Genomic DNA, 15,445 nt, shown 5'->3' with positions numbered 1-15,445 from the left:
CGTTTTTTCAATTGTTTAGTTTTTGGTTTTTTCATAACAAGGCTAAGTGACAAACCGTTACGGCATAAATTTTGGTAATTGCGCAAATATTCGTATAATAGCTTTCTGACTCTTAACGTTGACCCTATCCTTTATGTCTATCACTGCTTTGACCGACGCCTTTGACCCTATTAACCAGCAGTTATTTCCTATCCAGAATGCCGAGCGGCGTTGGCTGGCGCCTGTGCATGGAGCAGTCAGTAGCTTGTGGCTCGCAAGTCTGGTACAAACGCCGCTATGGGATGTGGCTGACCGTCTAAAGGTTGTGGTGACGCGTGACCAAAATCAGCTTAACCAGATAGAGACGGAGTTGGCATTTTGCGGCGTCGATGCTTATGTGTTCCCTGATTGGGAAACGCTGACCTATGATGAGCTGTCTCCGCATCAAGATATCGTCAGCGAACGTATTAATCTGTTAACGGATATGCCAACGTCAGGCGTACTGTTAATTTCGGTACAGGCATTGATGCACCGTGTCGCACCGCCAAGCTGGCTGATAGGGCAGCATTTTGATTTGAGTGTCGGTGATCGATTCGATATCAATACTCAGCGCGAACTATTGGCAAAGGCGGGTTACCGCGCGGTTGAGAACGTCTTTGAGCCGGGCGAATTTGCCGTACGTGGTAGTATCATTGATATCTTTGCCATGGGTCAGCCATTTCCGCTACGCCTAGACTTATTCGATGATGAAATTGAAACCATTCGCTTTTTTAATCCCCAGACCCAGCGCACATTGACCGTTGATGACCTCAAAATCATGATAAGCGGCAACGATAGCAGTATGGGCAAAGAATCGCTATCGCTGCTGCATAAACTGCCAGATATCTCAAAGCCCATTAAGCAATTTCAAATACTACCCGCTAAAGAGTTTCCGCTCGATGAAGGGCGGGAGACGTTCCGCACCAACTTTGCTGCTATGTTCCCCAATGCCAGTAGCCGCAAATCTGAGCTGCATAAAGATGTCATGGCAGGTATTGCCAGTAGCGGACTTGAGTATTATCAGCCACTGTTTTTTGATTTAAAGGATTGGATGGCAGAAAGTAATTTGTTTTCCTATTTGCCAAGCGATGCGCTGTTTATAACAGATGAGCTGATTAACGAAAAGCAGGCAGATTATTGGTCACAAATTCAGCGCCGTTATGAAGAGCGCCGTCACGATATTGACAAGCCCATCGTTGCGCCTGAATTGTTGTATCTACTATCAAATAGTCTAAATGAGCACCTTAATCATTATCCGCGGGTGATACTGAGTGCGCGCAATGAGCTTGCGACCATGACTGATGTTGCTGCGATTGATAGCATTGATAACGATGACGCAACCTTAGCATCTGAGCAACTATCGCTGACGCCAAAAAAACAGGGGCTAGTGACGTTAAGCGCGCAAGAACCGCCACAACTACCAGTCAATCATCAAAAAGCCGAACCTCTTAGCGAACTGTTAGCGTTTTTAGCGCTACAAGCGCAAACAGCAACACCTGTATTAATTGTGGCAGAAACGGCGGGTCGGCGTGAAATTCTGATTGAACTGTTTAAAGGCAAAATAGATGTCAAAGCTTACGATAGCTTTGAGGCATTTTTAGCAGCGGACAAATCGAAGAATAATAGTAATAAGTTACCGCAAGTCGGATTGACCATTGCGCCTATTGAACGCGGCGTTTACGTCCCTGAGCGCTTGGTGGTGATTAGTGAGACGCAATTATTTGGCCGGCAAGTGCTGCAAACGCGTCGTCGCCGGCAAAGTGGGGTATCAGAAGAGTTCTTGGTTAAAAGCGTCACCGAAATCACCGAAGGCAGTCCAGTGGTGCATATCGAGCATGGTATTGGGCGTTACAATGGCCTGATTACGCTCGATGTCGGCGATGGTGAGCAAGAGTTTATCCACCTAAAGTACGCTGATGACGCCAGTATCTATGTACCGGTTGCCAATTTACAAATGATTAATCGCTATAGTGGCGGAGATCCAGCGCTTGCGCCATTACATAAAATTGGCAGCGGTAAATGGGATAAAGCCAAGCAAAAGGCGCTTGAGCAAATCCATGACGTGGCGGCCGAGCTGCTTAATATGCAAGCACGGCGCGAAGCGAAAGTCGGTATTCATTTTAAAATTGACCCATCGCAATATGAGCTATTTGCCAGTCAATTTGCCTTTGAAGAAACGCCTGATCAAGCCAATGCCATCCATGCAGTTATGGAAGACATGCGACAGAATCAGCCAATGGATCGTCTTATTTGCGGCGATGTTGGTTTTGGTAAAACAGAAGTCGCTATGCGTGCGGCGTTCATTGCGGTGAGTGCCGGTTATCAAGTGGCGGTGTTGGTGCCGACAACCTTGCTCGCCGGTCAGCATGAAGACAATTTCCGTGACCGTTTCGCTGATTGGCCGGTACGTATCGAAACCTTGTCACGCTTTGGTGGTAAAAAGCATCAAGATACCGTGTTAACAGACCTCGCAGCGGGCAAGGTCGATATTGTTATCGGTACGCATAAACTTCTGCAACCTGATGTAAAGTTCTCTAATCTGGGTTTGATGATTGTCGATGAAGAACATCGTTTTGGTGTACGCCATAAAGAACGTATCAAGGCGATTCAGACCGACGTCGATAGTATGTCGATGACCGCGACGCCAATCCCTAGAACGCTTAATATGGCGCTCTCAGGGATGCGTGATATGTCGATTATTGCTACCCCGCCTGCACGTCGTCTGGCGATTAAAACCTTTGTTATGCAAAAGACCGATGCCTTATTAAAAGAAGCCATCTTGCGTGAGCTACTACGTGGCGGACAGGTTTATCTATTGCATAATGATGTCGCCAGTATTGAGCGTATGGCAGAGACCGTCCGTGAACTGGTGCCTGAAGCACGAGTAGGGGTTGCGCATGGGCAAATGCAAGAGCGCCAACTTGAGCAAGTGATGCAGCAGTTTTATCATAAAAAGTTCAACGTGCTGATATGCTCGACCATTATCGAAACCGGTATTGATGTGCCCAATGCCAATACCATTATCATTGAGCGCGCCGATAAATTTGGTTTGGCGCAATTGCATCAGCTGCGTGGTCGCGTTGGTCGTAGTCATCATCAAGCCTATTGCTACTTGCTAGTGCCTTCTATCAAAGGGCTTAAAGGCGATGCTAAGCGCCGTCTGCACGCGATTGAGCGCGCCAATACCTTGGGCGCAGGTTTTATGCTGGCAAGCGAAGATTTAGAGATTCGCGGCGCCGGTGAAATCCTTGGTAAGCAGCAAAGCGGTAACATGCAAGCGATTGGCTTTAGCTTATATATGGATATGCTTGAGCGCGCAACCAAGGCGATTAAAGCCGGTAAAGAGCCGGATTTAAGTACGCCGCTGTCATTGACCAGTGAAATCAATTTGCACAGCTCGGCGCTAATACCAGAAGAATATTTGCACGATGTGCATCAGCGCTTATTGTTTTACAAACGTATTAGTAATGCTGATGATAAAGAAGCCTTGACCGATATTCGTACCGAAATGATTGACCGTTTTGGGACATTACCCGACCAGACTAAGCAATTATTTGCCGTTCATGGACTGCGTATACAAGCTGAACCGCTCAAGATTAATAAGATTGATGCCAATAGCAGCAGCCTAACACTAGAATTTGCGCCTGATACGCCGGTCGACGCCTTAGCGATTATTCAGCTGATTCAAAAAGACGGTCAGCACTATCGTATGAACGGTGCATCTGGTATACGCTATCAAGATAGCAATAAGCTGGCAACACCGCAGCAGCGTGTCAGCGTCATTCAAGACCTATTGCGCTATTTTAGCGAGCATACAGTGACAGAGTCTGCCTAGCTTTGTTTGTTTATATCGCTAAACCAAGCACATTTACGAAATCGTTTAAGTACAGCAAATGCCATACGCTAAGACAATCAGTCACGGCGCTATTTTATCGCTTGGATAACTGATAAAATAGCGGCATCTTATATTTAGCCTGCTGTTTCTTTAAGCATAATGCTTTAAGCGTATTATAGTTTAGTAAATTCAGTTCTGCTTTTTGGTATTTTAATTCCTTTTATTTGAGCGTCATAACAAGAGAACCGTCATTATGTTCCAACTTCATCATAAACTTGCAGCCGACAGTTTTTTAGTGGGTGATTTCCCATTATCAACCTGTCGTTTAATCAATGATTGTCAGTTTCCATGGTTAATATTGGTACCGCGGGTATCAGGTATCAAAGAATTATACGAGCTATCTGAGGCAGACCAGGCGCAGTTTTTGCGTGAGTCGAGCTGGTTATCAAGCCAACTTGCTAAGACTTTCCAAGCAGATAAAATGAATGTCGCTGCCCTCGGTAATCAAGTACCGCAGCTACATTTTCATCATATCGTCCGCTATCAAAACGACATGCAATGGCCAAATCCAGTATGGGGCATTCCTGCCGTTCCTTATACCAAAGAAGTGTTGGCGCAAATGCAGCAAACGCTGATGATGGCGCTGCGCGGTCATCATCAAATGCCGTTCGATTGGCAAATGTAGTTAAGCTTTAGATAATGGTTGATAAATGTGACTTCAGTACTTTTTATTTAAGTCGTTTTATCTAAGCCATCTTATTTAAGTAGGTATGCTCAAAGTAAAATCATAGTAAAGTGGTTTTTAAGGGCAATTGAAGGTTTGGTTGCTATAAAATATCTTACACTTGTTTGTTAGTCGTTATATTAGAGAGTGGGTTGGTTAAATGGATATAGCCAACTTATGTACTCGCAGTCGTTTTCGTGGATTGATGTGTATTGGTAGTTATCAATAGTTATCAATAGTTATCAATAGTTATCATTGATTAAGCGCGCATCACAGGTTGCGGGATATTTAATCTTAGACTGAGATACTTCAGTTGAAGATTTTACTCTATGTTAAGGATAATAAATGGCTACTTCTTCTATCGCACCTCCACTATTACGACCTTTTATGTTACTCATCTCTATTTGTACCACTGTATTGAACCTAACGACATGTGAGACGGATTCAACGGAGTCTGCTTCAACACAGTCGGCATCCGTGCAATCTGCTGCAGCCTTGTCCGATTCGAGGCCAACCATTAGTGAAAACGCTACTGCCGCAGCGGACAGCTCTATCACGTTAAATCGTAGCGCTTCTGCTATGTCTATGAGAACAATGCCGACAAGTCAGTATCTCGTTGGTAGTGGTAAGGCAGATATCACCGGAGCTGCTGCCGAAACTGGCATGTTTGGTTATGCGGCGGGGTAGGTGGTACAAGGTATCAACGACCGTTTTTACTCTTATGCTTTTATTATCGGCGAAGCGGATAAAAATGCGGGCAAACGTGTCGTCTATGTATCAGCAGATATGGGCGCGATGTTTACCGCGGTAAAACTTGAGGTCATTAAACGTCTAAAAGCGGATTATAGCGACTTATATAACGATGACAATGTCATGCTCGCAGCCACGCATACCTATGTGAGTAACGCCGGCTACTCACATCAGCAGCTGTATCAAATTGCCAGTACCGATGACACGCTAGCAGGCTATAGCAGCCAAAACTTCAATGCTATCGTCAATGGTATTGTCACCTCAATTAAACGCGCTCACGCTACCTTGACGCCAGGGACGTTATCTTTGGCGCAAGGCGAGCTAAAGGGTGCGACAGTCAATCGCTCGGATTTTGCCTATAACAATAATAACGACGTCAAAGATTTTGATAGTAATGTCAATGAAACCATGACCCAGCTGCGTCTTAATGACGCCGATGGCACCCCAGTGGGTCTGATCAATTGGTTTGCGCTGCATCCAACGAGTTTTAGTAATAAATTTATGCACCTAAGTGCTGATAACAAAGGCTTTACTCAGCGCGGCGCGGAAAAGATTTTTGGCGGAGCATCAGACAAGCCGTTTGTCGCAGCTTTTGCCAATGCTGATGAAGGCGATATGCTGGCGGCAGGTGGTAATGCCAATTCTAAACCGGGCTTTCAAGGTAGCGATAACGAGTGGGAAAACGTTAGACGGGATGGGCAGATGCAGCTGGATAAAGCGGTTGAGCTTTGGCATCAAGGCGTGCCGGTTGCTGGACCAGTAGACGTACGCGCGCGCTGGATTGACTTAAAGGGCTATCAGGTCGAAGGTAAATTCACCAATGGCGCGGGTAATAAAGTCTTATGTATGCCAGCTCGTGGTTACTCGTTTGCCGCTGGCGGGGAGAATGGCCCCTCGAATATACCTGGTATGTATGAGGGCATGACCCGAGAAAATTTCCGTATCAATGACGATATCAATAAAGTCGATCAATCATTTTTGGGCAGTTTAACGCGCGGCGCGTTTGGTATAGTATCAACCGTCAGCCAAGATGATTGTCAGGCGGAAAAACAAGTCTTATTGCCAACGGGAAGCTGGGGCTGGATTAATACTCAACAGCCGGTGCAACTGATGCGTATCGGTAATATCGCTCTCGTTGCCATCCCTGCCGAACCGACGACGATGGTTGGACGCCGGATGCGCGCCGCCGTGCTTGCCCAGTTACAAGACTCTGGAGTTGATACCGTTATTATTAATGGTTTGGCGAATAACTATAGCGGCTATTTGACCACGCGCGAAGAATTTGCTACTCAGCATTACGAAGGCGCGTCTACTGAGTATGGTCCATATCAAACCGCTGCTTATATCCAAGAATACACGCGGCTGGCTGAAGCGCTACGTGATGGTATAGAAATCTATGACAGCGCCACACCGCCTGATCGCTCAGGCAAGTCCTTTAACGAGCGTCCAAGGGTGGTCTTCGACGATAAGCCTTTAAAACAAGCTTGGGGACAAACCCTCACTCAGCCCAAAGCCAGTTATCAAAAGGGTGACATTGCTACGGCAGTATTCCGCGGTGCTCATCCCAAAAATAATCTACGTACCGAAGACAGTTTCTTAAAAGTACAGCGTCTTGACAATGGTAAATGGGTCGATTATCTGAGTGATAGTGATTTTGATACCACTTATACGTGGCAGCGCGAAGGGGTGGCGTATAGTAAAGCCATCATTGATTGGCGAATAGCTAAGGACACCCTAGCAGGTACTTATCGATTGCCCCATCAAGGCGACTGGAAGAGCGGTTGGACGCATAAAATTAAGCCTTACTCAGGCGTTTCTAATAGTTTTAGTGCGCAATAACTGTTTTTATTCAGATAGTTGTTGAGTATGGGCTTATATTTATTTTTCACTTCAAAAAAGTCAGATAGATATTATCTGGCTTTTTTGTCTTTGTTATGGTTATTAACTCAAGTCGTTTTTAATGCAAATAGTTTTTATTAATCATGAGCTTTACACTGCTTTTTATGGCTAATAAGCGACAAGTGGTATGCTTTTACTTACCAGTGTCCTAGGTAAGAAGGCATTAAAGCCGTATAATAGGTAGATTTCCTATCTACTTATATTATCAAATGTTGATAAAGCGTTTTACTTATTAATGTATTTACTTGCTAAGTTAAGGGCTTAGCAACCTGAAAGCTTATTAACCTAAGTACTTATTAATCTAAAGACTGCGCAAAAACATATGTTGATAGAAAATCCGCTTTAATTTTTATTCAAACCTTCGACAGTTTTCCTTTAAGCGAACCTTGACTATGGTATTTTTTGAAACCACAAGCCCAAAGATTCCTGTACAGGGTGGTAGTAGTAGCAATGCCTATCGATTTGATTATCCAGAAATTTTTGTTTTAATACTAACGGTTATATTGCTCGCGATACATTATAACTTTAGTCCGACGTCGATGGCGCTCGCTGTCGTGGTTTGTCTGCCGAGTTTGCTGATTTTAATTTATAACTATCGCCGTCCAGCCAGTTTTTGGACGTCTAACATTGTTATTATTTTATCTTCAGCGGTCATAGGTTCGATACAGTTTTGTGCAGTGATTTCGCTCAGTCTAGCAGCGCTCATCGGTCTGCGAATTATTCTTAGTAGCCCTGAAAACCATCTTAAACTTCTCGCTGCGTCAGTAGTGACGGTCATTGTTTTTTATTACGTCAGTGTGACTTTAAATAGCACGGAGATGGACTGTCACGACAGCTTTGTTACCCCTGCGGTGTTATTGGCCAGTATGATTGTGATACTGTGCCATTTTCGCCATGTTTATCGTGATTATGTAGATTATGAAGCGCGAGCGCGGCAAGCGGCTGGACGTTTAAATACCATGGTTTCTGTCATTAATAAACTGACGCGCTTTGTACCGCCGCAAGTTTGGGAACCAATCGTTAAATCTGACAGTCCCGTTAGCGTCGAAAATAAACGTGCCAAGCTGACGATGATGTTTTCAGATATTGTCGGCTTTACAGAATTGTCCGATAGTTTGAGCGCTGACAATTTGGCGGACATTCTAAATACCTATATGCACTGTATGACGTTAATCGCCAATAAGCACGGTGCGGTGCTGGATAAGTTTATCGGCGATGGGATGGTGTGCTTTTTTGGCGAGCCGAACAGTCGAGGGCCGCGCCAAGATGCGCTCGATTGTGTGGCAATGGCGATAGATATGCGCCGTGAAATGCGCACCTTGCGGCAAAAATGGCGGCTGCTCGGTTTCGAGGGTTTGTATATCCGTATCGGCATTACCACCGGCTACTGTCACGTCGGCAATTTTGGCAGTAACAACCGTTTGAGCTATACGCTGATTGGTAAAGAGGCCAACCTTGCTTCACGGCTTGAGGCAGTCGCGGGTAAAGGCCAGATATTTATTAGCGAAAGTACCCATGATTATATTTCGCATGATTATGACTGTGAATATGTCGGTGCTTTTCAGCTCAAAGGTTTTGATAATAAGGTAAGCGCGTGGCAAGTACTCGACCCTGATGAAAATAAAGGTCAGTTGTCAAAATGGGTGGATCATACGCTACCTGGTTTTAATTTGCATTTGAACTTTAAAGACATGCAAAATAATGACTATCAAGATATCAGAAATCGCTTGAATCTAGCGCTTGCCCGTATCGAACAAGAAGAGCAGGCGGCGCTGCTTGAGATAGTAGCAGAAAGTAAGCAGGAAAATATCAGTCATAATTAGGTACAGATTGATTGCGACTTGAAAGTATTTATAAAAAGAAAAAATCCAGTTATGATACATAACTGGATTTTTTAGTTTCATTTCATGCTTCAGCTTTATTATTTAATGATTTTCTTTTGCATGGTTCAACGTATATTTAGGAATCTCAATCGTTAGATCATCATCTTCAAGCATCACTTGGCATGATAGGCGTGAATCAGGCTCCAGACCCCACGCGCGGTCCAATAAATCCGCTTCGATATCGTCCATCTCATCTAAGGTGTTAAAGCCTTTACGCACCACGACATGACAAGTGGTACAGGCTTTCGACATCTCGCAAGCATGTTCAATCTTGATGCCCTTTTCAAGTAGCGCTTTACATAAGTTTGTGCCCGATTCTAGCTCGACTTCGGTGCCTTCTGGGCAGATTTCATGGTGAGGTAATATTGTAATTTTTGGCATAAGTTATTCGTCCGCTGCTAATCAATTAAAAATAAAAAAAGGGTCAATCTAGTATAGTTGTTAGTTTAGCTTCTTAAGCGCCTATCATATAATTGGTATAAATGCTATCTACTACCAATCTTGCGCACTGGTACCCGACATACTTGCTTTGACGCTTTGATTCATAATACGCGCGGCAAAAGCATCACTGTGTGGCTTTAATTTGCCTTGCGCGCTTTCAATAACGGTTAAGTCGTCGGTGCTAAGCGCGGTTTGCAAGGCTTGCATGCTCACGGTCAACGACTGCTGCTCTTCAGGTGTGATTAACGCCGCAAACTCGTTAAGCGCCGACTGTAGCGCCAATAATTCACGTTCCGCTTCTACTTTGGTTTCAATTAGCGAGCGCGCATTTTTGTCTTCTTCCGCATACTTAAAGCCTGCGATTAATAATTGCTCTTTTTGCTCATCAGACAGACCATAAGATGGCACAATCTCAATTTTACTTTCAGTCTTGGTCGTTGTTTCTTGCGCACTGACGGTCAGCTGACCATTGGCATCAATACTAAAGGTCACTTCAATACGCGCAAAGCCCGCTTTCATCGGCGGAATACCATATAGCTCAAAGCGTCCAAGTGAGCGGCAATTATCCACTGTTTCACGCTCGCCTTGCACTACATGAATGACCATGCCGGTTTGACCATCTTGGTAAGTGGTAAAGACTTGGCGTTTTTTAACGGGAATAGGGGTGTTGCGCGGAATCAGCACTTCAACCAAGCCACCCATAGTCTCAAGACCGAGCGATAAAGGCGTCACATCGAGCAATAACAAGCTATTATCGCTGTCACCATTGACCAATTGATGCGCAGTTTGGGCAGCACCTAAAGCCACGACTTCATCGGGATTTAAGCGGCAAAGCGGTTCTTTCGCAAAGAAATCTGCCACCACCTGCTGGATAGCAGGCATACGCGTCGAGCCACCAACCAAAATGACTTCATCTAAGTCAGCGGCAGATAATTTGGCATCGCGCAGTACTTGCTCGCAGACACTTAACGTGCGGCGACTGACAGGCTCTGCAATTGTTATCAAATCATCGCGGCGTAACACACCTCGAAAAGAGCGCTCATTGACAACAATGTCGATATCGACTTGCTCAGCATCGGTCAATGCTTGTTTATAGCTTTTTGCTTGCTGAGCGAGTATGGATTTGTCGTGCAGGCTCACGTCTTTAGGGTCAATATTTAACTGCTTAATCAGCCAATTGGTCAATAAGCGATCGATATCATCACCGCCAAGCGCACTATTGCCGCCCGTCGCTAATACTTCGAATACGCCATCGCTAAGCTTTAATATAGACACATCAAAGGTGCCACCGCCTAAATCATAGATGAGGTAGTAGTTTTCACTCTTGTCAGTGTTAGGCTGATCAAGACCGTAGGCAACGGCGGCCGCGGTTGGCTCATTTAATAAACGCAAAACGTTAATACCAGCAGCTTGTGCGGCATCTTTGGTGGCTTGACGCTGCGCTTCATCAAAATAGGCGGGCACAGTAATCACCGCACCTTGTATGCTGTCATCTGGCAAAGCGCTTGCGGCACGTTGCTCTAGCGCGGCTAAAATACGCGCTGACACTTCAACAGGAGAGACTTCACCTTGCGCCGTCACAAAAGCTGGCATGGCATCTTCGCTGCCACTTAACTCATAGGGGTGGGAGAATTTAATATCGGCTTGACTACGGCCCATAAAGCGCTTAGCCGAGACGATGGTATTTTTTGGATCATCTGCTAAATGGGTAAGGGCATCATAGCCAACTAAAGGCTTGCCAGCACTTGGATAGTAGACCACCGACGGCAACAAAGTATCGGTCGTTGTATCGGCTTGCAAAACTTGCGCCTTGCCTGAGCGTACCACAGCGACCAATGAGCGCGTCGTACCAAGGTCAATTCCTAGGCCAAAACGATGCTGGTGAGGTTGGGCACTTTGATTGGGTTCGGCAATTTGCAATAAAGACATAAGAAAACTCAAAGATAAAATGAATTAAGAGAAATGGTACAAATACAATATATGGTTGACTAGTATTTAATGTTTACAATTATACGGCATAGTAGTGGTTATTTTAACCTTAGCTACATATAGGCTTGTTACCCGCGAAGTTAAACAATTCAAATGAATTAGTATGACGTTAAACATATAAATCATCGTCATCTAAATGCTCAGCAGACGCGACTTCATCAAGCCCCGTAGTAACATCGGCATCTAATTTCACCAAAAATTTTAATTTTTGCGTGGCATCAATCGCCGTTTGCCAATCTTGGCTCTGATAAGCACTATCAAAACGCTCAGATTGTTTATTTAGACGCACGGTAATCTGCGGATTTAGTTGCTTTAGCACGGCAAGCTCTTTGCCTTCAATCGCATCGTCCAAATCCATACGCATTTGCATCGCATCTTCTAAGAAGTCCAAGTCGGCAATAGAATGCTCTAAGTTTTGCGCTTGCCCAGCGATATCTAACAAATAGCTGGCGCGACTGTCAGGGTCTCTTAACGTTTGATAAGCTTGGTTAATCAGCGCAGAAGCTTGCTCTGATTGCTGCTTAGCTTGTGCGCTATCCGCTACATTTTTGCTATCAGCGACAAGATTGTCCGGATGATAACGTTTTTGTAGCAGACGCAGCTGTTGATCAAGGCGCTCTTGGTTGACCGCAAACTGTACAGGTTGCTCAAAAAGAGCAAAGAAGTTATCAAACTGTGCGTCTGGCGTGATGTCTGTCATAGCGTCTACCTTTGTTTTTATTTATTCTTGTGAAGACTTGCTTTTACTTATGCACTGTTTTGTTTACTGTCTGTTTTAAATACTGGTCTTTTAAAGTTCAGTACTTACTCAGTATCTAAGCGCTAACTCAGGTTTTAGGTGCTAAGCGCTCGTATATCAATCGTTTAGCGCGCTTTGGTTTAGAGCTTTAGACGGTAAACGATTCACCGCAGCCACATTCACCTTTTTGATTGGGATTGGTGAATTTAAAGCCTTCATTGAGACCTTCTTTTTCATAATCCATTACTAAGCCATCTAAATAAACCAAGCTTTTAGGATCAATAAAAATATTGACGCCACGGCTTTCATAACGGGTGTCGTTTTCGTCAGGCGTGTCAACAAACTCTAGCACGTAAGCCAAGCCTGAGCAGCCCGCTGTACGAATGCCTACTCGAATGCCTTCACCTTTACCGCGATTGTCCAAAAAGTCTTGAACATGCTGAGCGGCGCGTTCTGTCATTTCAATCATGCCAACTCCCATTGACTATCAATAATTGAGATAATAATTGCGGCAAAAGCGTTTTTATCAACACCACTGCCAATAAAGCGTTAAAAATAAATAAAAGGTGACAATTACATGAGCGTTATTGTCACCTTAGGGGCGTTAGTAGCTTCTAACGTCGTATTACTCATGTTTGTTTTCAAATTCGCTACTTTCGCCTATTATATAAATAAGCGCAAGGCTTTATATAAATTTAGCTGGTTGCTTCTTCTGTTACTGCCGCAGCTGCACCATGCTTACCTTTATAGTCGCTAATGGCGGCTTTAATGGCGTCTTCTGCAAGGACTGAGCAATGCACTTTTACCGGTGGTAATGCCAATTCTTTAGCGATATCCATATTTTTGATCTCGCCAGCTTGGTCCAAGCTTTTGCCTTTTAGCCACTCGGTGACAAGCGAGCTTGAAGCAATCGCTGAACCGCAGCCATAGGTTTTAAAGCGTGCATCTTCGATGATACCGTTGTCATCGACTTGGATTTGTAGGCGCATTACATCGCCACAGGCTGGGGCGCCAACCATACCCGTACCAACGTTTTTGGCATTTTTGTCAAGATTGCCGACGTTGCGTGGGTTTTCGTAATGATCAATAACTTGGTCACTATAGGCCATGGGGTTTTCTCCTAGTTAGATGATGAGTAGCCACTTAAATGTTAAGTTATATAAGTAACTTTCCAAATAACTCACTTATTAAGTTTAAATGTCTGTCTACTCATCGATAATTGGGGTCAAACACATATTATAAAAATGGTATTTATAATTGTCTGATGAATTATTTGGTTTAATGCTTATACCTGATAACCATTAAACCTTTTTACTATTAAAATTTATGGATAAATATTAATGCTCAGACCATTCTACCGAGTCTAAATCAACGCCTTCTTGGTACATATCCCAAAGTGGCGATAGCGCGCGTAATTTGTCTACCGCTTCATGCATCTGTTTTACCACGGTATCGATATCTTCTTCGGTGGTATAACGACCAAAGCTAAAGCGGATTGAACTATGTGCCAACTCATCTGGGCGACCGATGGCGCGCAATACATACGATGGCTCAAGCGTCGCTGAAGTACAGGCTGAACCTGATGAAACCGCCAAGTCTTTTAGCGACATCATCAGTGACTCGCCTTCAACAAAGTTAAAGCTGATGTTAATGATGTTAGGCACGCTGTTTTCTAAATCACCGTTTAGATAAATCTCTTCGATATCTTGTAGACCGTCCCACAGCTTTTGGCGCAGCTTTGCCACGTGAGCATGGTCTTCTGCATAACGCTCATTGGCCAATGCAAATGCCGCACCTAGCCCAACAATTTGGTGCGTCGGCAAGGTACCTGAACGCATACCGCGCTCGTGGCCACCGCCATGCTGCTCAGCTTTTAGGCGAATACGAGGTTTACGGCGAACAAATAGCGCACCGATACCTTTAGGGCCATAGGCTTTATGACCTGAAAAACTCATCAAGTCAATTTTCATCTCTTCAAGATTGACAGGTATTTTACCCACAGACTGCGCACCATCGACATGGAATACAACGCCTGCTTTGCGAGTGATCTCACCAATCGCGGCGACATCGGTAATGGTACCAAGCTCATTATTAACCATCATTAGTGATACTAAAATCGTATCGTCACGTAGGGCTTCTTGTACTTGCTCTGGCAAAATCAAACCCGTACCAGCTTGTGGCTCAAGGTAAGTAATCTCAAAACCTTCTTGCTCAAGCTCACGGCAAGTATCTAAAACCGCTTTGTGCTCAATTTTACTGGTAATGATGTGCTTGCCGCGCGACTGATAAAAATGTGCCGCGCCTTTAATAGCTAAGTTATCTGATTCTGTTGCGCCCGAGGTAAAGACGATTTCGCGTGGATCCGCATGAATCACTTCAGCGACTTGCTGACGAGCCGTTTCTACCGCTTCTTCTGCTTGCCAGCCATAGCCATGTGAGCGTGATGCTGGGTTACCAAAGATGCCGTCTACCGTCAGATATTCGCTCATTTTAGCAGCGACTGACTTAGCAACTGGCGTCGTGGCGGCATAATCTAAGTATATAAGGTTGTTATGTTGGCTCATGCTGGGTTTGCCTCGCTGGTCGATAGAGTAATAGTGTTGATGTCTTTTGTGGACATATCTTTTGTAGCAATGTCGTTTGGAAACGTGAGGTGCTGACGGTCTGAGACTGACTGCACATGTTCCATGTCTAATAATTGCGCTAATGTTATATTTTTCAAGTATTGTTCGACATGATTTGATAAAGCGCACCATAAATCATGCGTTAGGCACATTGTACCACTTTGACAATCACCGCGTCCGCCGCACTGCATCGCATCGACAGATTCATCGACGGCAGAAATGATGCTCATCACATCAATCTGATCAAGCGGCTTGGCTAAATGATAACCCCCTGCTGCACCGCGGATACTGGTGACCAAACCGCGCTTACGAAGCTTGGAAAATAACTGTTCAAGATAAGAGATAGATATCGATTGCCGTTTAGCAATGTCAGATAAAGAGACGGCGCTGTCTTGTTGGCTGGTTTGCAAAGCCAAATCAAGTAAAGCGGTCACGGCGTATCTGCCTCGAGTAGTCAAACGCATGTGTTATCTCCAATCCTTTTCATAAAAAGTTTATTTAACAACGAACTTAGTCTTGTCGTATTCCAAAAGTGCATGGTTA

At 44.6% G+C, this 15,445-nt stretch carries 12 protein-coding genes; 5 read left to right on the top strand and 7 right to left on the bottom strand.

All coding sequences use genetic code 11. The annotated features are described in order from the left end of the window. Positions 1 to 133 precede the first annotated feature (133 nt). The 5 genes from mfd (at position 134) to JMX70_RS09670 (ending at position 9,049) form a co-directional block, all read left to right on the top strand. Positions 134 to 3,853, top strand: coding sequence for a transcription-repair coupling factor (gene mfd, locus JMX70_RS09685; protein WP_201591637.1), 3,720 nt, complete (start codon positions 134 to 136; stop codon positions 3,851 to 3,853). A 253-nt stretch (positions 3,854 to 4,106) separates the two neighbouring features. Beyond that, positions 4,107 to 4,538, top strand: a complete 432-nt coding sequence (locus tag JMX70_RS09680) for an HIT domain-containing protein (protein WP_144296506.1) — start codon at positions 4,107 to 4,109, stop codon at positions 4,536 to 4,538. 384 nt (positions 4,539 to 4,922) lie between these two features. Continuing rightward, on the top strand, positions 4,923 to 5,264 hold the full coding sequence (locus tag JMX70_RS12515; protein ID WP_227671236.1) for a hypothetical protein: 342 nt from the start codon (positions 4,923 to 4,925) through the stop codon (positions 5,262 to 5,264). Next, entirely contained in the window at positions 5,265 to 7,166 is a 1,902-nt protein-coding gene (locus JMX70_RS09675) for a neutral/alkaline non-lysosomal ceramidase N-terminal domain-containing protein (RefSeq protein WP_227671235.1), read from the top strand. Between the two features lie 452 nt (positions 7,167 to 7,618). Further along, positions 7,619 to 9,049 (top strand): adenylate/guanylate cyclase domain-containing protein, encoded by a 1,431-nt coding sequence (locus JMX70_RS09670; protein ID WP_201591636.1) that lies wholly within the window; start codon positions 7,619 to 7,621, stop codon positions 9,047 to 9,049. 102 nt (positions 9,050 to 9,151) lie between these two features. Here the strand turns inward: JMX70_RS09670 and fdx are convergent, their stop codons facing one another. From fdx to JMX70_RS09635, 7 genes are all read right to left on the bottom strand, one after another. Next, the gene (gene fdx / locus JMX70_RS09665) at positions 9,152 to 9,490 is read right to left on the bottom strand and encodes an ISC system 2Fe-2S type ferredoxin (RefSeq protein ID WP_068404490.1); all 339 of its coding nucleotides are present in this window, start codon (positions 9,488 to 9,490) and stop codon (positions 9,152 to 9,154) included. A gap of 111 nt (positions 9,491 to 9,601) precedes the next feature. Next, positions 9,602 to 11,479, bottom strand: coding sequence for a Fe-S protein assembly chaperone HscA (hscA, locus tag JMX70_RS09660; RefSeq protein WP_201591634.1), 1,878 nt, complete (start codon positions 11,477 to 11,479; stop codon positions 9,602 to 9,604). Positions 11,480 to 11,648: 169 nt separating this feature from the next. Beyond that, positions 11,649 to 12,239, bottom strand: a complete 591-nt coding sequence (gene hscB / locus JMX70_RS09655) for a Fe-S protein assembly co-chaperone HscB (RefSeq protein ID WP_201591632.1) — start codon at positions 12,237 to 12,239, stop codon at positions 11,649 to 11,651. A gap of 187 nt (positions 12,240 to 12,426) precedes the next feature. Beyond that, entirely contained in the window at positions 12,427 to 12,747 is a 321-nt protein-coding gene (gene iscA / locus JMX70_RS09650) for an iron-sulfur cluster assembly protein IscA (RefSeq protein WP_068404485.1), read from the bottom strand. 226 nt (positions 12,748 to 12,973) lie between these two features. Next, positions 12,974 to 13,387, bottom strand: coding sequence for a Fe-S cluster assembly scaffold IscU (iscU, locus tag JMX70_RS09645; protein WP_201591630.1), 414 nt, complete (start codon positions 13,385 to 13,387; stop codon positions 12,974 to 12,976). A 228-nt stretch (positions 13,388 to 13,615) separates the two neighbouring features. Then, positions 13,616 to 14,842, bottom strand: coding sequence for an IscS subfamily cysteine desulfurase (locus JMX70_RS09640; protein WP_191689656.1), 1,227 nt, complete (start codon positions 14,840 to 14,842; stop codon positions 13,616 to 13,618). After that, positions 14,839 to 15,366, bottom strand: coding sequence for an Rrf2 family transcriptional regulator (locus tag JMX70_RS09635; RefSeq protein ID WP_102076829.1), 528 nt, complete (start codon positions 15,364 to 15,366; stop codon positions 14,839 to 14,841). The genes JMX70_RS09640 and JMX70_RS09635 overlap by 4 nt, the downstream gene beginning before the upstream one ends. Positions 15,367 to 15,445 lie beyond the last annotated feature (79 nt).

The organism is Psychrobacter pulmonis (genome assembly GCF_904846465.1).
GTDB classification, from domain to species: domain Bacteria; phylum Pseudomonadota; class Gammaproteobacteria; order Pseudomonadales; family Moraxellaceae; genus Psychrobacter; species Psychrobacter faecalis.
Note: the sequence above shows the minus strand (reverse complement) of the source record. Positions and strands in the feature narration are given on the sequence as shown.

What these genes read in the sequence shown, in the direction of transcription:
- mfd (WP_201591637.1), top strand. Translation starts at nt 134, where the DNA reads ATGTCTATCACTGCTTTGACCGACGCCTTTGACCCTATTAACCAGCAG.
- JMX70_RS12515 (WP_227671236.1), top strand. Translation starts at nt 4,923, where the DNA reads ATGGCTACTTCTTCTATCGCACCTCCACTATTACGACCTTTTATGTTA.
- iscU (WP_201591630.1), bottom strand. Translation starts at nt 13,387, where the DNA reads ATGGCCTATAGTGACCAAGTTATTGATCATTACGAAAACCCACGCAAC.
- JMX70_RS09640 (WP_191689656.1), bottom strand. Translation starts at nt 14,842, where the DNA reads ATGAGCCAACATAACAACCTTATATACTTAGATTATGCCGCCACGACG.
- JMX70_RS09680 (WP_144296506.1), top strand. Translation starts at nt 4,107, where the DNA reads ATGTTCCAACTTCATCATAAACTTGCAGCCGACAGTTTTTTAGTGGGT.
- JMX70_RS09670 (WP_201591636.1), top strand. Translation starts at nt 7,619, where the DNA reads ATGGTATTTTTTGAAACCACAAGCCCAAAGATTCCTGTACAGGGTGGT.
- hscA (WP_201591634.1), bottom strand. Translation starts at nt 11,479, where the DNA reads ATGTCTTTATTGCAAATTGCCGAACCCAATCAAAGTGCCCAACCTCAC.
- hscB (WP_201591632.1), bottom strand. Translation starts at nt 12,239, where the DNA reads ATGACAGACATCACGCCAGACGCACAGTTTGATAACTTCTTTGCTCTT.
- JMX70_RS09635 (WP_102076829.1), bottom strand. Translation starts at nt 15,366, where the DNA reads ATGCGTTTGACTACTCGAGGCAGATACGCCGTGACCGCTTTACTTGAT.
- iscA (WP_068404485.1), bottom strand. Translation starts at nt 12,747, where the DNA reads ATGATTGAAATGACAGAACGCGCCGCTCAGCATGTTCAAGACTTTTTG.
- fdx (WP_068404490.1), bottom strand. Translation starts at nt 9,490, where the DNA reads ATGCCAAAAATTACAATATTACCTCACCATGAAATCTGCCCAGAAGGC.